At 32.3% G+C, this 21,320-nt stretch carries 19 protein-coding genes and 1 pseudogene; 5 read left to right on the forward strand and 15 right to left on the reverse strand.

Going from position 1 to position 21,320, the window contains the following annotated elements:
- Positions 1–42: 42 nt before the first annotated feature.
- Positions 43–1,950, forward strand: coding sequence for a membrane protein insertase YidC (gene yidC, locus RCH19_RS07900; protein WP_343022764.1), 1,908 nt, complete (start codon positions 43–45; stop codon positions 1,948–1,950).
- 436 nt (positions 1,951–2,386) lie between these two features.
- On the opposite strand, the gene RCH19_RS07905 is transcribed toward yidC, so the two are convergent.
- Positions 2,387–3,352 (reverse strand): fasciclin domain-containing protein, encoded by a 966-nt coding sequence (locus RCH19_RS07905; protein WP_343022765.1) that lies wholly within the window; start codon positions 3,350–3,352, stop codon positions 2,387–2,389.
- 352 nt (positions 3,353–3,704) lie between these two features.
- Between RCH19_RS07905 and RCH19_RS07910 the strand changes: the two genes are divergently transcribed.
- On the forward strand, positions 3,705–4,409 hold the full coding sequence (locus RCH19_RS07910; RefSeq protein ID WP_343022766.1) for a hypothetical protein: 705 nt from the start codon (positions 3,705–3,707) through the stop codon (positions 4,407–4,409).
- Positions 4,410–4,555: 146 nt separating this feature from the next.
- Here the strand turns inward: RCH19_RS07910 and RCH19_RS07915 are convergent, their stop codons facing one another.
- The 11 genes and pseudogenes from RCH19_RS07915 to RCH19_RS07965 all read right to left on the reverse strand — a co-directional run bounded on the left by RCH19_RS07915 (position 4,556) and on the right by RCH19_RS07965 (position 14,877).
- Positions 4,556–5,818, reverse strand: a complete 1,263-nt coding sequence (locus tag RCH19_RS07915; RefSeq protein ID WP_343022767.1) for an alginate export family protein — start codon at positions 5,816–5,818, stop codon at positions 4,556–4,558.
- A 6-nt stretch (positions 5,819–5,824) separates the two neighbouring features.
- Positions 5,825–6,493 carry an SCO family protein gene (locus RCH19_RS07920; protein WP_343022768.1) on the reverse strand — a complete coding sequence of 223 codons (669 nt, stop codon included), beginning with the start codon at positions 6,491–6,493 and terminating at the stop codon, positions 5,825–5,827.
- Complete coding sequence (locus tag RCH19_RS07925; protein ID WP_343022769.1) at positions 6,490–7,296, reverse strand: formylglycine-generating enzyme family protein; 807 nt, start codon at positions 7,294–7,296, stop codon at positions 6,490–6,492. Before RCH19_RS07925 ends, RCH19_RS07920 begins: the two co-directional genes overlap by 4 nt.
- Positions 7,297–7,321: 25 nt before the next feature.
- Positions 7,322–7,633: pseudogene (locus RCH19_RS07930) on the reverse strand (cytochrome c); the annotation flags it as partial.
- A gap of 93 nt (positions 7,634–7,726) precedes the next feature.
- Complete coding sequence (nirK, locus tag RCH19_RS07935) at positions 7,727–9,217, reverse strand: copper-containing nitrite reductase (protein ID WP_343022770.1); 1,491 nt, start codon at positions 9,215–9,217, stop codon at positions 7,727–7,729.
- A 94-nt stretch (positions 9,218–9,311) separates the two neighbouring features.
- Complete coding sequence (locus RCH19_RS07940; RefSeq protein WP_343022771.1) at positions 9,312–9,563, reverse strand: cytochrome C oxidase subunit IV family protein; 252 nt, start codon at positions 9,561–9,563, stop codon at positions 9,312–9,314.
- 2 nt (positions 9,564–9,565) lie between these two features.
- Complete coding sequence (locus RCH19_RS07945; RefSeq protein WP_343022772.1) at positions 9,566–10,147, reverse strand: cytochrome c oxidase subunit 3; 582 nt, start codon at positions 10,145–10,147, stop codon at positions 9,566–9,568.
- Between the two features lie 78 nt (positions 10,148–10,225).
- Positions 10,226–12,001 carry a VWA domain-containing protein gene (locus RCH19_RS07950; protein ID WP_343022773.1) on the reverse strand — a complete coding sequence of 592 codons (1,776 nt, stop codon included), beginning with the start codon at positions 11,999–12,001 and terminating at the stop codon, positions 10,226–10,228.
- A gap of 145 nt (positions 12,002–12,146) precedes the next feature.
- Positions 12,147–12,926, reverse strand: coding sequence for a CbbQ/NirQ/NorQ/GpvN family protein (locus RCH19_RS07955; protein ID WP_343022774.1), 780 nt, complete (start codon positions 12,924–12,926; stop codon positions 12,147–12,149).
- 150 nt (positions 12,927–13,076) lie between these two features.
- Positions 13,077–14,426, reverse strand: coding sequence for a cbb3-type cytochrome c oxidase subunit I (locus RCH19_RS07960; protein WP_343022775.1), 1,350 nt, complete (start codon positions 14,424–14,426; stop codon positions 13,077–13,079).
- 16 nt (positions 14,427–14,442) lie between these two features.
- Complete coding sequence (locus RCH19_RS07965) at positions 14,443–14,877, reverse strand: cytochrome c (RefSeq protein ID WP_343022776.1); 435 nt, start codon at positions 14,875–14,877, stop codon at positions 14,443–14,445.
- Positions 14,878–15,176: 299 nt separating this feature from the next.
- On the opposite strand from RCH19_RS07965, the gene ric reads away from it, so the two are divergent.
- The 3 genes from ric to RCH19_RS07980 all read left to right on the forward strand — a co-directional run bounded on the left by ric (position 15,177) and on the right by RCH19_RS07980 (position 17,597).
- Positions 15,177–15,908 (forward strand): iron-sulfur cluster repair di-iron protein, encoded by a 732-nt coding sequence (gene ric, locus RCH19_RS07970; protein WP_343022777.1) that lies wholly within the window; start codon positions 15,177–15,179, stop codon positions 15,906–15,908.
- A 715-nt stretch (positions 15,909–16,623) separates the two neighbouring features.
- Positions 16,624–17,088, forward strand: coding sequence for a hemerythrin domain-containing protein (locus RCH19_RS07975; RefSeq protein ID WP_343022778.1), 465 nt, complete (start codon positions 16,624–16,626; stop codon positions 17,086–17,088).
- Between the two features lie 74 nt (positions 17,089–17,162).
- Entirely contained in the window at positions 17,163–17,597 is a 435-nt protein-coding gene (locus tag RCH19_RS07980) for an Rrf2 family transcriptional regulator (RefSeq protein WP_343022779.1), read from the forward strand.
- Between the two features lie 177 nt (positions 17,598–17,774).
- Here the strand turns inward: RCH19_RS07980 and RCH19_RS07985 are convergent, their stop codons facing one another.
- The 3 genes from RCH19_RS07985 to RCH19_RS07995 form a co-directional block, all read right to left on the reverse strand.
- Complete coding sequence (locus RCH19_RS07985; protein WP_343022780.1) at positions 17,775–19,790, reverse strand: TonB-dependent receptor; 2,016 nt, start codon at positions 19,788–19,790, stop codon at positions 17,775–17,777.
- Between the two features lie 158 nt (positions 19,791–19,948).
- Positions 19,949–20,800, reverse strand: a complete 852-nt coding sequence (locus RCH19_RS07990; protein WP_343022781.1) for a hypothetical protein — start codon at positions 20,798–20,800, stop codon at positions 19,949–19,951.
- A 125-nt stretch (positions 20,801–20,925) separates the two neighbouring features.
- Positions 20,926–21,252, reverse strand: a complete 327-nt coding sequence (locus tag RCH19_RS07995) for a hypothetical protein (RefSeq protein ID WP_343022782.1) — start codon at positions 21,250–21,252, stop codon at positions 20,926–20,928.
- Positions 21,253–21,320 lie beyond the last annotated feature (68 nt).

Raw genomic sequence — 21,320 nt, forward strand, 5'->3', positions numbered from 1 at the left:
TTGTTTTCAGTAACCTTAAAATTTATAACTTTTTAAAGTAAGATGGAAGAAAAAAGATTTGATCGTAATTCGATTATTGGTTTTGTATTGATTTTTGTTATTTTGATCTTCATCATGTACCAAAATCAGCCAGACCCAAAAGTAGTTGCGGCTGATAAAGCAAAGAAGGAATTAGTATCTAAAGAAGCTAAAGCTAAAGAATTAGAAGCAAAAACAATTGCAACAGCAACGGTAGCTGTAGCAACTACCGGTGATTCAATACAATTAGCTCAATTGCAAAAGAACTTAGGTAATTTTGCGTATTCAGCGACACTTCCATCTGCTAAAGATGGTTTAACAGTTATAGAGAATGAAGTTGTTAAATTAACAATTTCAAATAAAGGAGGATTTATTGTTGAAGCTGTTTTGAAGAAATTCGAAAAATTCAAGAAAGGTTCAGGCGAATTAGTTGAATTGATCAAAAACAATAATGCTCATTTAAATGTGCAGTTACTTACGAGTGATAATCGAACTTTAAATTCTAAAGATTTATTCTTCGAACCTACTTTGCAGAAAGTTGGAGCAGATCAAGTACTTTCGATGAAATTGAAGGCGGGAGCTAACGAATTCCTGGAGTACAAATACATATTGAAGCCTAACGAATATATGGTGGATTTTGATATTCGTTCTCAAGGATTGAATAAAGTTTTGAATACTTCAAAACCTTTAGATTTAGAATGGGATTTAAAAGCGTACAGAAATGAAAAAAGTATTGCTTATGAAAACCGCTATAATGAGATCTATTTTGAACATAAGGATGGAAAAATTGATTATGCTGGTTTAGGTCAATCAGAAGAAGAGGATTTAGAAAAGCCCACTTTTATAGCTTTCAAACAGCATTTTTTCTCAAGTATACTATTATCAAAAACACCATTAGAATCTGCTAAAGTAACTTCAGTTAATTTAGTTCAAGATGATAAAATTGACACAGTTTACACTAAGCAATATAAAGCAAATATTCCACTTGCATTTACAAGCGGAGAATTAGACCATAAAATGAGTTGGTACTTTGGTCCAACAGATTATGCAACTTTAAAGCATTACGATAAGAATTTAGAAAAAATTATCTCGTTAGGTTGGGGAGTTTTTGGATGGATTAACAAGTTTATATTTATTCCTTTATTTGGATTTTTAAGTGATTATATTTCTTATGGGATAGCGATTATTGTTTTTACTATTCTTATAAAAATAGCAATGTCACCTATTACTTTCAAGTCTTTCTTATCGCAAGCTAAGATGAAAGTACTTCGTCCTGAGATTGCTGAATTGGGTGATAAGTTTAAGAAAGATCCAATGAAGAAACAGCAGGAAACAATGAAGTTGTACAACAAAGCAGGTGTAAATCCAATGGCGGGTTGTATTCCAGCATTGATTCAGCTTCCTTTCATGTATGCGTCGTTCCAGTTTTTCCCTTCAGCATTTGAATTAAGACAAAAAAGCTTCCTTTGGGCAGATGATTTATCTTCTTTTGATGAGGTTATAAAATTACCTTTCCATATTCCAATGTACGGAAGCCATATTAGTTTATTTCCAATATTAGCTGCGATAGCGATTTTCTTTTATATGAAAATGACTTCTGGAGATCAACAAATGGCTGCGCCACAACAAGAAGGAATGCCAGATATGGCTAAGATGATGAAAATCATGATTTATGTTTCTCCTTTAATGATGTTGATTTTCTTCAATAGTTACGGTGCTGGATTGAGTTTATATAACTTTATATCAAATCTTATTACTATTGGAATTATGATTGTGATTAAGAGATACTTTATTGATAGCGATAAGATTCACAGTCAAATTCAAGAGAACAAATTGAAAGAGCCAAAAAAACAAGGTAAGTTCCAGAAAAAACTTCAAGAAGTGATGGAACAAGCTGAAGCTCAAAAAGCATTAGATAAAAAGAAGAAATAAGCTTTCTTAAAATAAGTAAAAGGCAATTAGATAAATCTAGATTTATTTAATTGCCTTTTTTGTGTTCACAGATTTGAATTAATAAATCACAAGGGACTGATGGGATTGCAATAGAAGAGAGAGGACTTTAGTGTATTTTTAAGTTAAAAGTAGTGAACGATAGTAAGCTAGTAGATTTAGTAAGTCACACTTATTATTTTTTCAATACTGATAGCAATTATTCAGTTGCTAATATCGGTAGTTTTACAGCAGATTTTGTATGTAATCTAAAACCATATTTTTTGATAAACAGTTAATGGGTATATGACTGTTTATAAATTTTAGATAGATAGTTATACTTTAGATATAAAAAAAATGGACCTTAAACGTTATGTTTAAGGTCCATTTTTTTGTGTGTAACTTAATTTTATTTAGAAAATTAAAATTCTTCAGTAAGTTATAGCGCTGGTAATAATACTTTGTCGATAGCGTGGATTACTCCGTTTGCACATTGAACATCAGTTATGATAATGTTCGATATTCTGTTACTAGCGTCTTTAATTTTCGCACCACCTGTTAATTGGATAGTAAATTTTTGAGCTGGTGTAAGGATTGGAGTTACCATTTGTCCTTCTGTTAGTGTCGCTGCTAATACGTTACCTGGGCTCACCACGTGGTATTGTAGTACTTTTGTTAAGTTAGCTGCAGAAACTCCAGCGATTCCTCCTGGCGCTAATTCTGTGTTTAAAGCTGTGAAAGCTGCGTTAGTTGGAGCAAATACAGTGAACGGTCCTGTTCCAGAAAGTGTACCTACAAAGTCAGGTTGTCCTGCTCCTGTTAAAGCACCTACAAGTGAAGTAAAGTTTTTATTTGCTAATGCATGAGTAACTATCGTCGGAAGTCCGATTACTGCATCAACTACGTGAATCACTCCATTAGAAGCAACAACGTCAGCAGTAGTTACATTTGATACACCGTTTAATTTAACACCTGCTGTAACGTCAACATACATACTTAATGTATTAGAAGTTGAAGCACTTCCTTTTGCTAAAGTTTTGATATAACCAGTTTTTAAATCTCCTGATTTTGCTGTAGCTGATACAACGTGGTTTAATAATATTTGAGTCAACACATCTTTTGGTACATCATTAATGGTTGCATAAGGTGTTGTTTTTAAGAATGCTGTAAAAGCAGCATCTGTAGGTGCAAAAACGGTGAATGGACCTGAACCTTGAAGTGTTGCAGCTAATTCAGCACGAGTTAATGCCTGTACTAAAATTTTTAAATTCGAATTTTTTACCGCTAAACCAGTGATGGTTTTGTCCACTGGCATAGGTGTGGGATCGTCACTGTTGTCGCAAGATACGAACGCTATAGCAAAAAGTGCTAATGCAATTACTTTTAATTTTGATAGTTTTTTCATGATGTTTGTTTTAATTGTTTAAGCAAATCTAATAAATAATTTTAATTATGTTTATCAAATTCTGAATAAGTTTAAACAAAATGAATATTTTATGAATTAATTTATTTTTGTTTAACATCTGCAAATGAGGGTTTTGGCTTTTAAATTATTATGTATATTGGTTTTTCTACATAATATAGGTTTGCTATTTTAATATAAAGTTTAAACAAAATTTAAATTATGTTTTTGATACTAAAATTATAAATTACAGGTGCAAATTATTTATCGGTTTTGCTAAATGTCATCCTTTGTATGAGTATGTAATAAAAAGAGATTAAATTTGTTTAAGTAATATGAATTTAAAATAGTCAAAATGAAAATAAATAAAAGATACTTTTTAATGGTAGCAATACTTTTATTTAGCTGTGGGCTTTTAGCGCAAGTGGAGGTAAATAAAGTTGATGATAAAGGAAAGAAGAATGGATTATGGAAAGGAACTTATGCTGATTCTAAACGTCTGCGTTATGAGGGAAATTTTGTTCATGGAAAGGAGAGTGGAGTTTTTAGTTTTTACGATGACACTAAAAAAGGATCATTAATTGCTACTAGGGAATTTAATCCTAAAGACAACTCAGCTTACACAATTTTCTTTGATCAAAAAAATAATAAAGTAAGCGAAGGTCTTGTCAGGAATAAATTATTTGAAGGAGAATGGAAATATTATCATTTAGCATCAAAAATATTAATGACAAATGAAAATTATATAAAGGGAAAGTTGGACGGCGTGAGAACTGTTTTCTACAGTAGCGGCAAAATTGCTGAGGAGGCAAACTATCAAAATAATTTAAAAAATGGTTTCTATAAAAAATATACTGAAAAAGGAACGCTATTAGAAGAGTCTAATTTTAAAAATGATGTATATAGTGGTTTGGCAATTTTTAGAGATGGGAGTGGTGAAATTGCATCTATGGGTAATTTTGTAAACGGGAAAAAGTCAGGAATCTGGCAATTTTTCGAAAAAGGAAAATTAGTAAAGGAAGTAAATATGTCTATTTCTCAAAATGAAATTAAAACTTAAAACTAGATTTTAAAAGAAATACTTTTTTGGTTACCTTTTGCAGAATGAATTTCATCCTACTATTATTATAAGTTTTTTATAAAAAGTATATAAAAAAAGGGGTAAACAAAATTATTTGTTTACCCCTTTATCTGAATTAATAGATTTTATTTTAAAGTAAAAATACGAGGGCTGAAAGAAACCATTATCCAAGCCCAATTATTTGTATCTGCTGGATTACTTACATTTTTAACTCGCTCTAAACTTGATGAGCCAAACATTTGTGAATAGCCTGCCATCGCAACAATATCTTTTCGAATAGTATAAGTTGCAGTTAGATCGATTTCTGTTCCTAAATAGGATTCCATTTTATTATTATTTACATCTAAAACAGTATTTGGTGCACTAAAAATATGTGGAATAAGTCCAAATTGCCACTTGCTAGAAGTGTAATTTAATTTCAAATAAGTATCATTTAATCCAACACTATTTTGATGATTTCCTACATAGAAATAATCCATAAATCCATTGAAAGCATGGTTAGTTCCGAAAATTGGGCTAAATGATTTAATAGCAGTGCTACTATCATCTTGATCTTTTCCAGATAAGTATTCGTGACCTACTCCTATTTTGAATTGTTTCGAAACAGAATAACCGAAGAATGCACCGGCATAAAGCGCATTTACTTTTTTATCTGCAGTTTCTCCAGACTGACCATATATTCCTAAATTAGTATCCCAATTATTTTCTTTGAAAGAAAGATATGTTCCAAAAGTTTGTTTGTAATCCACTTCTAAATCTCCAACTGTTTTTTCGAATTCGTATCCTGTATTCAAGAGCAGTAAACTAAGATTAATTTTACTGAATTGAGTATGGTACCATGCATATTGCATCGATTTGTAATTGGTAGTGTATGGAGTTTTTGGTGCTACTAAATTTTCTGCGTTAGAATTTAAAGCAAATCCTAAATCTAATTGGTGATTTTTAGGATGAAATGTTAGTAATGCTGCGTCATGGCTTTGACCTTGCTGAGACCAATCAATTTCTCCAAATATCCGCTGGTTATCATATGCAATCACTTGTCTCCCAATGCGAGTTGTCCATTCAGGACTTAGATCATATTGTGCCCAAGCTTCAAAAACTGAAATTCCGTTTTTATCTGTTGGCGATGTTGTTGCGACATCTCCCCATGTTCGTACATTCTGCAAAGTCAATTTTGTTTTTAACTTTTCTTGGTGGAAATTTAAATTCAAGCGAGAGCGTTGTGAAACAAACGATGTTGCATCATCGCCATTAGAAAGTAGGTTTTTGTAACCATTTCTATATTCAAAGCGCGGTCGTAATTGTAAATTAACATCTAATTCTTGAGCGTAACTAGCTGCGCTTATCATTACTAAAAGTGATAAACATATTTTGTTTGATAATTTCATTAGGATTTATTTTAGCTTTCCAGCTTCTTCAGTAATTTTACTTATCGTTTCGTCAGAGTTTACGCCTAAGCCTTCTTGCTGATAAGAAAGTTCTCCTTCAGCATTAAAGACGCTAATAATATTAGAGTGAGAGAAATCTACTGGATCTATCTTTTTATAGTTTACTGCAAGAACAGCAGCAAATTCTCTAGTGTTTTCTTCGGTTGAACGTAAGAAAACCCATTGGTCAGATTCCATTTTATTTTCGATTGCAAATGATTTTAATCTTTTAGGAGTATCAACCTCTGGGTCAATACTTACTAACACAAATTTCACATTATCTTTTATTTTTTTAGGGATGCGACTTTCAATATTTCTCATGTCTGCAACCAGTCTTGGACAAGCAGCTTTACAAGAAGTATAAATCATTACCATCACTAGAACCTTTCCTTTCATATCTTTCATCTCAATATCTTTCCCATCTTGAGTAGTCCACTTAGAAGGAAGATTATAAATTGATAGTTCAGAAATAGGCTTTTCTTCCTCTTTAGGACTTTCAGCTTTTTTATTACATGATTGAAGCGATAGAAGTAGTGAAGTCACAACTAAAAAAATAATTGTATTAAATCTGAATATACTCTTTAAACTTTCTTTTTTTCGAAATAAAGAAGGAGTATTTGTAGTATTTAATTTCATTTTTTTGATTTTAAGTTTGTTTTACTAACCTTAATTTTATCTTTAGCACATCTAAAGCCGAGATTTTTTGTAGTATATCGAGCTTTTAAACTTCCTCTAAAAGCGTAGCGCATAAATGCGGCATAATTCATTAAATCAGTTGCATTTACAGAAGCACTTCCACAAAATAAATTCTTATCAGAATCTTTATCTTTTCGCGATTCTCCAGAAAGAAAGATACTGTTGAAATCAGAAGTCCATTCCCAAACTAATCCATGCATATCATAAACACCCCAATAATTTTTGAATGTTTCGCCTACAGGATTAGCATAGGTATTTGGTTTCTCATACCAAGACATAATATATTTGTTGAAACTTTCTTTTGTGCGTGCATCGATTCTTTTCTCATCAGCCATTGCTACATATTCCCATTCGTCCATAGTGGGTAATCTTGCGCCTTGACATTCGCAGTATTTTTTAGCAGCAAACCAGGATATGTTTGTTACTGGAGCATTACTTAAATTTCCTTTACCGTAATTAAAATCACTTTCCCAATGTGATAAGTAACTTTTATCAGCAAAAATTCCTTTCATTTTTGAACGGGTGTTTTCAGGATATTTTTTTAAAAATGCTTGAAATTCAGCGTTTGTAACTGGATAAACATCGATGTAGAAAGATTTAACTTCTACTGGGGTTTTACTAGTGGCACCATAAAGGGGAACAAAAGTTCCCCTTTCAATAGTAACCATTTTAGCTCCTTGAGCCCATAGCGATGTTGCTATTAGTAATAGAAATAATGACAAAACTATTTTCCTTTTAAACATGGCTATTTTTTTAATATTGTATTAATTATTTTCTTTGTGCTTTTGCCATTGCTGGAGTCACCACTGTTTTATTATTACCCCAACTTGCGTAAACATAAGTCATAACGTCAGCTATTTGTTGATCATTAAGTGCTTGAGCAGGCATGGCACTATTGTACTTTTTACCGTTTACCACTATGGGACCTGTAAGACCTTTAACAACGCCTTTAATCGCTCTATTGACATCTTTGTTTAAGTAATCTGACTTCGCTAAAGGAGGAAACGCTCCAGGTATTCCTAATCCTGTGGCTTGATGACAAGCAACACAAACTTGATTATACACTTTTTTGCCTTTTTCTGCATTTTGACTATATCCCTGGAAAGCGATAGCTAACATGGCGATTGTAAAAATATACTTTTTCATAATTTAAATATTATTGTTGTTATATGTTTATTCGTGAATGTCTTTAGTTTTTGGAGCTGGTTTTGCTCTTAACTCTTTAACTTTGGCTGGAGTTACAACTGTTTTATTATTACCCCAACTGTTATATACATAAGTTAAAACATCAGCTACTTGATCATCAGTAAGGTTTTGACTGGTCATTACATTATTGAATTTTTTACCATTTACACTAATTTCCCCGCTCAATCCGTGTAATACAGCATTCACTGCTCTGTCCGGATTAGCATTTAAGTAATCTGATTTTGCTAATGGAGGGAAAGCGTTTGGAATACCTTGTCCTTCTAATTGGTGACAAGCAGAACATGTTCTATCGTATAATCCTTTTCCAGAACTAATTTGTTCAGCAACTGTTTTTACTACAACAGCTTTTGCTGCACCATTTTCTTTTGGCATTGTTTGAATTGTTCCTCCTTCAGGTAAATAGATTCCTTCTTGAATTGTTCCAGAGTATACTTTCTTATTTTCATCTCCTTCAACTTTCAACATCCCTAAAGCTCCTTTGTTGAATGCTCTAAATATAGAGTGGTCAACTAAAATGAATGTACCAGGAACCTCAACTTTAAATTCCACAATTGCAGCACCACCAGCTGGTATTAACGTCGTTTGAACATTTTTATTAATTAAATCACCACCTTCAACATGTACTCTGTCAAATATTTCTCCAATTGCGTGAAAAGATGAAACTAAGTTTGGTCCACCATTACCCATAAAAATACGTACCGTTTCTCCTTTTTTAGCAGTCAACGACTTGTCTCCCGTTAAAGCTCCTACTTTTCCATTAAATACAACGTAGTCTGGTTGTTCTTTAATTGCTTTATTCATATCAAATGGTTGATTTCCTTGTTCGCCATAAGCTCCCTTAGTATAGAAATCTCCTTGCATAATGTAGTATTCTTTGTCAACTGGAGGTAATCCTCCTTCTGGTTCAACTAAAATCAAACCGTACATTCCATTTGCGATGTGCATTCCCACAGGAGCCGTAGCACAGTGGTACACATATAAACCTGGATTCAATGTTTTAAAACTAAAAACTTTTTCATGCCCTGGTGCAACAAGTGATGAAGTAGCTCCTCCACCAGGTCCTGTCACTGCATGTAAGTCAATGTTGTGGGGCATTTTATTATCTGGATGATTTTTTAAGTGAAATTCCACTTCGTCACCAACACGTGTTCTAATAAAACTTCCAGGAACTGAACCACCAAATGTCCAATAGGTATATTTTACACCATCTACCATTTCGCCTTCTTGTTCTTTAATTTCCATATTAACCACAAGTCTCATCGCAGGACGATCACCAACTGGTTTTGGAACGAAAGGTGGAGCAGTAAGTTCTGCCGTTTTCTGACCTTCCACTTTAATGCTTTCATAATATTTCGCATCTTTATCTTCATTCTTTTTGCAAGAGAATAGTCCGATTGCGAGAAAAAACACGATTGCAATTAGCTTACTTTTCTGGATTAAATTGAATTGCTTATTCATAATAATTAGGTTTGAGTTTATCTTAATTTATAGTGTAAAAGTAGGGGATAGTTCGGTCCTTTATTATGATATTTATCATGTTTTTAACTTTTTTTTAGGAATTATTTATAAGCAAAAGAATGGGAGTAATAATTAGAAATAAAACAACAATTACGCTCACTTTCCAGAAAGCATTTGCCTTTTTTAATTCCATAAATTGGAAGGCTACTATAATAAATTTAAAAGCTGATGCTACTAATATCAGGTTTACAGCGACGTTAGTAATACTTGTATAATTGGATAAAAATGCAGTGGTAACGGTCAATATAATTAGTAATCCGTAATTTAATAAAAGTGTCTTTTTCATAATTAAAAAATTAAATAGAGAACAGGAAATAATAGAAGCCAAATCAAATCACACATGTGCCAGAACGCAGCACAGGCTTCGACATCTACAACTTCGGTATCAGAGTTGTTTTTCATCATTCCGTGGTTTGTCCAAACTAAAATCACTAATCCCATTATAACGTGGATTAAATGGAAGCCGGTCAATAGCCAATAAAACGCAAAAAAAGTATTGGTATCTATTGTGATTCCAAATTCAATTTTATGATAATATTCAATAGTTTTTAATATTAAAAATAGTACTCCTCCAAGCATTGTTAACTTAAAATATAGTGAGGACTTTTTTAAGTTTTTTTCTTTAAATTCGCGAACAGCATTAGCCATAAAAAAACCACTCGTTAACAGAAAAACTGTATTTACAGCACCAAAAGTGCTATTGAGTTGCAATCGAGATTGATGAAACAGCGACGGTTCTTCACTTCCGTACATAGCAAATGCTATGAGAGCCATTCCAAAAGTTATGAGTTCAAGAAATATAATAATCCACATTAAGATGCCTCCAGGTGGAAAATATAAATTTTTATAATTGATCTTAAGTGCGTTCATTTTTAATTGAGTTTATTGCTAATTAAAAGCTAGATATTGAAATGATAAATTAACTCTAAAAGTATCTTACTTTTAAATCTATTTTTGATGTTTTATTTTTTCATATAACTTAACCAGCGATTGCAATAATTCTACTGGAGTCGTTAAAATTTGATAATGATTTTGCCCGAACATTTGTGGTAAATAGTATTTAGCTTGTGCTTCAATCGCTAAGGCATAGGAATTAATATTCCTTCTATTCAGTTCGCGAAGTGCTTGCTTTACGTCATTTACTCCATATTTACCTTCATATTTATCATAATCGTTTGGCTTTCCATCAGAGATCAGTATTACCCATTTATTTTTAGTATTTCTAGTGTCTAGTCGCGCACCTGCATGTCTTAAAGCAGCACCAATTCTAGTATACCCACTTGGTTCAATAGCTCCAATCTTATGTTTTGCAGTATTCCAGTTTTCGTCAAAATCTTTAACTGTTAAATATGTAGAGAAATTTCGAGTTTTAGAGTAAAAGCTGTCGATTGAAAAATCGATATTAAATTCATTTAGTATTTCGCCAAAAAGAATTGAAACTTCTTTTTCCACATCAATTACTCGATTTCCTGCTGCGTAGCCATCACTAGAAAGACTTATGTCTAAAAGAATTAAAATGGATAAATCTTTATCTTTTTTTCGATTCGAAACATACACGTTCTCGGATGGAGTGCGTTTAGAGTGTACATCGACATATAAATCAGTGATTGCATCAATATCAAATTCGTCACCTTGTAATTGTCGCTTTTGCTGCTGCATACGATTATTAACGTTCGTCAACATTTTGCGCAAGCCTAATAAAGTTGAAGCATTTTTTGTAATTGTTTTTTTGTAATAATCCCGATCTATTTTCTGCTGTGACTTTGGATATACTTTACAGAAGTTTTCCTTGTAAATGCGTTTGCTAAAATCCCATTCGCTGTAGGTAAGATGAAAACCTTTAGAATCAATTTCTGCACTTTCAGAAATGGAAGTATTCTCTACGAAGTCTGATTGATAAACAGAATGTGCCGTGTCATCAACTCGCACTGTATATTTCATGTTTAGTTCTTCTAGCGCTTCTTGATGTTCTTCTAGTTCATCTGAACCATCAAAGTCGCGCCAAGTTCCATTGAATTCTTCTGCGGTTTCCGCTTTTTCAAAATTGTGAAGTAATACATAATCTTCTTGTTGTTTTTTATCTAATTCAACTGTGATTACTTCCTCAACGGCATTTGATTTCAAAGTGGTTAACGGTTTGTTTTCGTTTACTTTTTTAGTTAAATCAGAGAAGTTTTCTAAAACAGAATCTGATTTTACTTCTTTATCATTTTGCATCCATTTTCCATAGATCCAGGAGTAATCAGCTGCTATTTTTTCAGTTGCTTGTTGGAAATAATGGTTTTTTAATTGAGTGTGAAAATTTTTACCGATCGAAAATTCTTCAAATAAAACAGTCAAAACATCATTAGAAGTTTCAAATGCTTTTTTTTGGGATTGGATTAAAGGTTGCTCTTTTTCTAGATAATTCCAGTTTAAATTTAAACGCTGTTGAACGCTTAAATATAAAACTCTGAAGAGGTAAAACGTAAAGTTTTCCTCTTTAGTGGGCAAAGCACTGAAAGAAATTGGAAGAAAGAAATTATTATTTTTATAACCGCCTTCAAGTTCAGCAGGGAAGATTTCAATTGGATTCCCAGTTAAAGCTCTAGCTAAAATAGTCAATCTAGGTTTGATGTTATCAAGAGTAACTGTTCTCGCAATAATTTCAGGACTGACTTTTCTGCTTTTCTTTAAGTGTTTAAAAAACTTTCCAACTATATATTCATCTATTTCGAATCCCATAATTTTAGTATTCAGTGTTCAGTATTCAGTATTCAGTGTTCAGTAATCAAAATCTAGTGCTAGTATTCAGTGCTTTATGCTAGTATAAAATTTTACATAATCGCATTCAATTGAACACTATAAACTAAATTCTGAACACTATTTTTTATATCATCAAATCACATAAGTCTTTTAATGCCTGCACGGTCTGCAGGTCATCTGATAGCGGTTCCACTATTGCAACGTGCACAGATAAACGCTTTGGAAGACCAGAGCAAATAATTTTAGCGGCATCAATTAAAAGTCGTGTTGAGACAGTTTCTGTAAGACCTAATTCAGTTAAATTTCTAATTTTGTTACCAATGGCTACTAACTTTTTAGCAGTATTAGAATCTATTTGAGTTTCATTAACTAAAATTTCTATTTCTACTTTAGGCTCAGGATATTCGAATGCTACAGCAATAAAGCGCTGGCGAGTAGAAGGTTTAAGTTCTTTAAAACCGCGCTGGTAACCTGGATTAAAAGAAGCGACTAGCATGAAATCTGTATGCGCTTTTACGGTTTCACCTAATTTGTCTATAAATAATTCTCGTCTGTGATCTGTGAGGGAGTGAATCGCTACGATGACATCTGGACGTGCTTCTGCAACTTCATCAAGATAAATAATCGCTCCTTCTTTCACGGCAGTGGTTAAAGGACCATCAAGCCAAACAGTTTCTGCACCTTTTATAATAAATCGTCCAATTAAATCAGTAGAAGAAGTCTCTTCGTGACAGCTAATAGTTATGATTTTCTTATTTAATAGATGCGCCATGTATTCCACAAAGCGTGATTTTCCTGTTCCAGTGGGACCTTTTAGTAAAAAAGGAATTTTGTTTTGGTAAGCATGATTAAAGACATCTATTTCTTTACCAACAGGATGATAATATGGTGTGTTTTCTAACATTTTATTTTACTTTTAAAAATAAACCAGAATGCGGTAACAGTTGTTTTTTTGGAAATGCAAATCTTAAAAACGGTCGTTATAGCATTCTGGAAATATTATTTTAAACTTTCAGTTCAAAGAATCTCTTTTGAAATTTCTATTTATTATAAGCTAATCGTTACTTTCATTTTCAGCGATCAAAGCTTCATCTGTAGGAAGTCCGTATTTGACAAAATCATAAATAAATAATCCTATTCCAATCGTGAACATTGTGGCACAAATAAGTAGTACTACAAAGTGAATACTGATTTCATTTTGAACATCCATAAAATCCATTTTCATTTTGCGCTCCATGTAAACCTGCGCTACACCAGCAACACCAAAAGCAACAGTCATTCCCAGGATTCCGATATTGGACAACCAGAAAGCTGCCATTCCCTGTGAACTTTCATAACGTTTACGTCCAGTTAAATTAGGCAACGCATAGCTAATAATTGCTAACACAATCATTGCATAAGCACCCCAAAAAGCGTAATGTGCATGCATAGCTGTCACCAATGTTCCGTGAGTATACAAGTTTGTTTGTGGTAAAGTATGAGCAAAACCTAATAAACCAGCACCTACAAAAGATACGATTGCTGAACCTATAGTCCATAATAAAGCAATTTTATTGGGATGACTTTTTTCTCCCTTTCTATACATATTCACAGCAAATAATGCCATGGCTAAGAAAGCTAAAGGTTCTAATGCTGAGAAAATTCCACCTACAACTAACCATATTTTATTCACTCCAATGTAGTAGTAGTGGTGACCAGTTCCTAAAACTCCAGAAAGAAAAGTAAGACCAACAATTACGTACAACCATTTTTCGATCACTTCTCTATCAACTCCTGTTAATTTTATAAGTAAGAACGAAAGGATACCTCCCATAATTAATTCCCAAACACCTTCAACCCACAAGTGAACTACCCACCAGCGAAAGAATGAATCCATTACTTGGCTATCAAACCAAATCATTCCAGGAATATACAGCAGAGCTGCAAATAAAAGACCCATAGTAAGTATCAAAGCAGTAGTTGTTTGACGTTTTCCTTTAAATAAAGTTCCTAATATTATTCCTAGGAAAAGCAACACATTAGCAACTACTAAATAATCTAATTCTCTAGGAATTTCAAGGAATTTTCTTCCTTCCCAGTGATTAAAGTGAAAGCCAACGATTGCTACAACTCCTACGACAGCTAAAGATATTAGTTGGACGTAAGCCCATTTTACACTTATTAATTCGCGTTGCGCTTCTTCAGGAATTATATAATATGCGGCTCCCATGAATCCAGTTAATAGCCAAACAACAAGTAAATTAGTATGTACAGCTCTTGCCGTGTTAAAGGGAATAATTTCGTGTAGGCCTTGCAATCCAATGCGGTCAAAGCCCATTATAAAGCCGTAAATAATTTGTAGCGAGAACAAAAGCATGCACAAGGCAAAAAACCAATAGGCTACTTTTTGTGATTTATATTTCATATTTATATATTTTAGATTATTCTTCGTCTTTCGCTAATGGCGATACTATTCTATCAAAACCATTTAAGTCAATTTTGCCAATCCATTCGAAGTAAGCGACCATTGCATTGGCGTCAGCTTCGCTCATTTTATATGCAACCATTTTTCTACCTTTAGGATTCCATGGAACTGGTGATATTAGAACTGCTTTGACGTAACCTTCACCGCGACGTTCTAATACCTTCGTAAGTTCCGGTGCATAATAGCCTCCTTCACCCATAATGCTGTGGCAACCCATACAATTGTTTTGTTCCCAAATTTCTTTTCCTCTCACTACTTCTTTTGTAATCTTACCATAGTTGGTTTGATCGTTTCGGGGCATGAACGAATAAATAGTCAATCCTATAAAGATTAAAAAGGTGACTAGTGTTCCTCCCAAAAAAAATGCTCTTGCTTGTGATTTTGAAAGCATAATTATCTGTTTTTGTTAGTTAATAAAAAATTATTTTGCTATAAAGGACAATTTTATCCTTTATTTAGTTACTGCAAATTACTAGTATAAATTATTTTTAAAACATGATAAAAATCATCTTTTTTATATTTTTAAAATAAAGTATTAATTTACAGAATAGTAAAAAATTTGGATTGTAATTATCTGTAAATCATATTCCTATAAACTAATAATAATTCAAATTTTATTAAGGATAAATTTGTCCGTTATTCAAAATAGTATTAGATTTGTAAAAACATTTCAACATAAAAATAATAATTATGGAAACTTTAGAAAAAATAACAATTGGCGAATATGTAGCAAAAGATTTTAGAATAGCAGCAGTTTTTTCGAAATACGGAATTGATTTTTGTTGCAAAGGAAACAGGAGTATTGAAGAGGCCTGTGAAAAAAAGAACATTGATACTAATGTATTACATGATGAGATAGAAGCTGTTTTAAACTCTAAGGATGATAGCGGAATTGATTTTAAATTATGGCCATTAGATTTATTAGCAGATTATATAGAGAAAACACATCACCGTTATGTGGAAGACAAAACACAAATTTTACTTCCATTTTTAGACAAGTTATGCAAAGTACATGGAGCAAATCACCCTGAACTATTTGAAATTAATGAACTTTTTAAAGGATGTGCTGGCGAATTAGCGCAACACATGAAAAAAGAAGAATTAATGTTGTTTCCATTTATTAAGAAACTAGCGAAAGCAAGTCTTGCAGATGAAATTATTCCCGCACCTCATTTTGGCACTGTAAAAAATCCTATAGCAATGATGATGGCTGAACATGAAGCAGAGGGAGATCGTTTTGTGAAAATTGCTGAACTAACTAATAATTATACTCCGCCAGCAGATGGTTGTAGTACTTATAAAGTGACATTTGCAATGTTGTCAGACTTTGAGCAGGATTTGCACAAACATATTCACTTAGAAAATAATATTTTGTTCCCTTCCGCTGCACTTTTAGAGCAAAAATTTGCTTCGAAAAAGTAAATACTAATTTTAGAAGATAAACATTCAAATGTTAAACCTTCGTAATAGTTCTATAGCACATAGAAACATAGTTGAATCATTATAATAGGCATCTTTGGAAATTATTTCTTAACTAGATTTGAGTTTTCTAATAGAAATAAAAAAGCCTTTTATTTATTTTGATAGCAATATGATTCTATGTGTTTTTTTATTTGCCGCTAAAATATTTAATTAGTTTGTGCTTCAGCAGATTATGATACTAAATTTTTACATTTTTAAATCATTCGCTGCAATACAATTAATAATCGAATCTTACTCTTTTAAAAATTGAATATTCAAAATTGCTTTATAAAAAGATAGTATATGGCTAATTTGCATTGCAATCATACTTTTAATTGAGGTTTTTTTCTACGATCAAGAATAATTTCTTCTATTTGCTCATAAAGGATTATGCTATTCGAATCGGCAATTAGAAAATGTAAATCTTTCGATCGCAAACATTAAACTACACTTTCAAATTAAATAAGATGAAAATGTCTTTTTGAAAGCGTACCTTTGAAAATGTAATACTTTTTATGTGAACCATCTTTATATTGATAATTTTCTCCCCAAAACTAAAAAAGATCTAAACAAGTAAATTAAAATGGTTTTTCACATGCGATCAGTTGACATTAATAACTTTTTAAAGTTAATAATTGTTTTTTTATTCGTTAGGGGCGATTTAAATTTTTAGAATATGATTTCAAATAGACCTTTAAAAAGAGCTATAGAATTGCAACCATTAAGTCATGATCATCATCACGGTTTGCAATTATGTTGGAAGATTAGAACAGGTTTCTCTAGAAAAATTGAATTAGAACGCATAAAAAAATATGCTGATTGGTTTTTCGTAACACACTTAGAGCCTCATTTCGAACTAGAAGAGAACTACATTTTTACGGTTTTAGATTCATCAAATGAACTCGTTAAACAAGCTTTGACAGATCATCGAAGATTAAAAAGACTGTTTAGTCAAACTTCTGACTTAGAGAAAGCCTTAGGACGTATTGAGGAAGAATTAGAAAAGCATATTAGATTTGAAGAGCGCGTTTTGTTTCCTGAAATTCAAAGCGAAGCTACTGAACTGCAATTATCAAAGATTAGTGAGATTCATACGCACGAAGTTTTTGTAGAAAACTTAGAAGATGTTTTCTGGAGTTAATAAAGACTTTAAATGCCATTTTTTTAATTAGAGGTAAGAATTACAACCATTTCACTTCATATACAAATTCGATTATGTTTTCTAAAACTTGTGAATACGGCATTAGAGCTACTATTTTTATCGCATCTCAATCGTGCCAAAACAATCGTGTGGGACTAAAAGATATTGCAAAAAAGATAGACTCTCCAGAAGCTTTTACAGCAAAAATTCTGCAGATATTATCAAAAAGTTCAATTGTGAGTTCTGTAAAAGGAGTAGGAGGTGGCTTCGAAATTTCGAAAACAGCAATGAGTCAAATAACCCTTGCGCAAATTGTAACAGCGTTAGATGGCGACCGCGTTTTTACAGGATGTGGCCTTGGATTAAATCAATGTTCAGAGGATCATCCATGTCCAGTCCACGATAAGTTTAAAGAGATTAGAAATGAACTAGCCTTTATGTTAGAGAATACAAATCTTGAAGAATTGGCGCTTGGAATTAAATCTGGAGATACTTTTTTAAGATATTAGAGTAATTTTTTTATGGATACGAAGCGCTAATTTTTATTTTAAAACAAGTGGTATCGCAACTATCGTTAATTAACTACTTCTGTAAAATAGTTTAGTTAACAACAAAAAGATTTGCACATAGCTCCATTACTATTTTATGGAGGTATGTGCAATTTTTATTATCGAAAGAAATAATAGCTAATACGCAAAAGTTATATTCAAAAAGAAATTCCTTCCTTTTCTTGGAATATTATTCCAATCAGAAAAAGTTGAATAATACGTATCTAAAACATTTTCTATTCCAGCTCTCACATTTAATTTACTTTCATTAATTGTAAACAAATAACTTGATGAAAGATTTACAATGGCATAATCTGACGTTCTATCCTCACCGTAAAAGGGACTGTATTGAGTTTGTGTTGCATTTCCTTGAATCATAATTTCTGATGAGAAACGATCTCTTTTATAGTTCAGAGCAGTTGAATAGCGCAGCGGACTAATGAAAGGTAAATTTTGATTTTCAAAATCTTTTCCATAATTATAAACTACTTGTCCTTTAGCTTTAAAATGGGAATCAAATTGATATTCTAAATTTAAATCTGTATTGAAAATAGTGGCGTAATCTAACGCGGTGTGAATTTTAATTCCGCTTGCGCCAATGGTCATCGGTAAGACAGTTGCATCCGGCTTTCCAATAATATAATTAGAAATACGAAAATAAGAGGAAGTTAATTTGGCAGAGAACGATTTGTTATTATAACCTAGAAAGGCGTTCCCTTCAACTGAATTTTCATTTTTCAATCCTGGATTTCCTATGTAATCATATCGATCAAAACTATTGAATAAATAGAATCCATATCCTTCTGAAACTGAAGGAGCTCTTTCGCCATAAGCGATACCTAATCCGCATTCGAAACCATTTTGATTCTGCAAATAGTTAGCAGAAATACTTTTTAAAATTCGGCTTTTACTTTTACTCATTTTTGGGTAAAAAATTTGTAAACTTTCTAAACCAAATTGATTTGCAACTTCATTGAAATGATTTCCTAAACTTGCGGAAAATTTTAAACTAGATGCGGCATTCAAAGCTATATTATCTTCGAGAAAGAGACTTCCGTAAAAAGTTCGAACGTCCGGCCAAGTATACATAAACATTAAATTTTCATTGGGATCGCTTGGATACATTGTCATTTCTGCTATTGATCTATTGTAAAAAGAGTTTAAATCAACATCAAAATGATGGTTTTCAAAAACTCCTTTTATTTTCGAATAGAATCCGTAGGTATCACTCCAACCTGGCATATCCATATGAATAGGTACTGCTGGACGTTTAGTATCATCCATTTTATGTGTAATGGTATTGTAATAAATTTTAGTTTCCCAATTGGTCAACGTGAGATCTGAAGTAAGGTTTTCTGGTTTCGGAACGTACTCAAATTTTAATGAAGTGATTAAAGCTTCTGCGAGAGAAACATCCATTGGTAAAGCTGGATAACCTACATCGGTAGCTTTGTCATATATTATAGAGCCTTCTACTAACTTATTTTTATCAATTAGAAAACCAGAAGTTGCAGATATGTTGAATTTTCGAAACTGCGAAAACAATACTTTTTGACTGTTTCCACCGCTGTAATTATCAGCGTCTCGATACATGAAGTCTGTGTCGATGTAAAAAGAATCGCTCACATAATTAACGGCTGTTCCAAAAATCTTCTGATTACTATTGGTTTCAAAACCTGTATTTACAGAAGTTTTCCAACCTAAATCATTAAAGCTGCTTCGGTTTCTTTTTAAATCTATTGCTCCGCCGATTGTTGCTCCATGGCAAGCGCCTTGCTGCCCTGTCTTTATGGAAGCTTCAGACAAATTAGAAACTTCTATGTATGATGTAATAGGATCCATTTTATCAGTACAAGCCCCAAAAATTCGCATTCCATCAATGGTAATTAGCGTTCTTTCGGTAGCCATACTATTTAAAACTGGTTCCCAAGCGTAACCACCTCTTTTAATCATTTCTATCTTACCAGATTGCTGTAAATATTCATCAATACTTGCTAAAGGTTTTACTTGCTTCTGACTTATTTCTGATTTTTTACCAATAACTATAACTTCATTTAAATTATTTGGCGCAATACTGTCTTTAGTTTGCTCTTGTCCATAAATTGAAGCTATAGCAAGACAAAACAGTACCCAAAAAAATACTATCTTTTTCATAATGAAGAGTATTATAAAGGCCAAAACATATGATGCTTTGGCCTCTTTGATTTGAAAAAATTGTTCTACCACCATCACAATTGTAATGTTATGGCTGTAGAATATATTTAAATAATGTTTTTAAAAGTTTAAAGTGTATCTAAATTAAAATAGCAGGTTTAGAATTCAATTTCGAAGTAGATAGTACTTGAAGGAACAGCGTCAGTGATTGATTCTCCTTTTAAAACTTCATTTTTTTCATTCAGAAGTTGGAGGTTAATTTTCCAATAGCCAGTCATTGTCAATGACAGTTTTCCATGATAAAGTTTATCGATACTTGACTGAGTTAAGTCAACATTGTTTGGCGAACCGTGATTTCCCATACTTGGCATTCTTGGATCGATTTTAACTTTGAAGCCATCAACCACTGGGAATAACATCATGGATGACATTTTATAAACGCCAACAGTCATTTCGTTTGTAGCAACTTTTGGGTTTGAAGGATCAATAAATGCTAGCAGATACTTTGTGCCATCTGTGCCTGTAAAAGTTGTTACTCTTTGTTTCGTTGAAGCAGGCACAGCAATCTGAGCGCTAACACTTTCAGCGACACCATTAATGCTGTAATTTATAGTCAAAAACCAATGTTCCATCGTGTTTTCTGCCATTTGAAATACAATATAGCCGTTATATAAAGTTTGTTTTCCTGAAGTTTTTTTAATTTCAGAATAAGGACAAGCATGCGACATTGTAGACATTTTCATTATTGGCGCCCAATTTACGGTAGCATTTGTTTCGTATTCCTTAGTTGCCTTGTTTTTAATCCTCAATGAAATTGCATTGTAGCCTTGTTGTAGAGTTCCTGAAGCCGAATAAAGTTCAATGGTATGAGTGTCATTTGTTATTTCTTGAATTTTTGTAAGTCCGTCTAATTCGTTGATTAATATTGGTTCACTATTATCAGTTGAACATGAAGCAAAAGTGATTGCTACAAGCAATACAGTCACTATGTTTTTTAATTGAAATTTCATTTTATTTTTATTTAGGTGTATAGGAAATGCGTTTGTAAAGAATTAATCTTTCAAACAATTGTTACCACATGCAGTTTCTACTTTTGGAAAAAAAATAGAATAATGCAAGTACTTTAATTAAAATTTTATGAAATAATGGTGGGCGGTCGAAATAAGAATCCACTCAGCTTGTAAGAATAAAGATTGGAATAGATACCACTTGCTTTTTCAGTTTTATGAAAATAAAGAGGTAATATAGTTTGTGAAGTTAATTCTTCAAAAAATACAAATACAATCTCTTGAGAACTTAACTTTTTATTAGTAGAAATTGGACCGTCGCTTTCGGCATTCTTTGCGGCTTGTTTCATTAAATGACATTGACCATTACATTCTAATTTTGGTTTATCTTTATTAATACAGAGCACTTTTGAAATATAATCATACCTTACTACATACTCTATAATGGGAAACATCGGTTTCAGAAGTATTAGTAGCGCTAGTATGAGGAAAACTTTTTTCACGAAACAAATATACTGTGACA

It is taken from the genome of Flavobacterium sp. PL12 (assembly GCF_039123485.1).
In the GTDB taxonomy this organism is placed as follows: Bacteria; Bacteroidota; Bacteroidia; order Flavobacteriales; family Flavobacteriaceae; genus Flavobacterium; species Flavobacterium weaverense.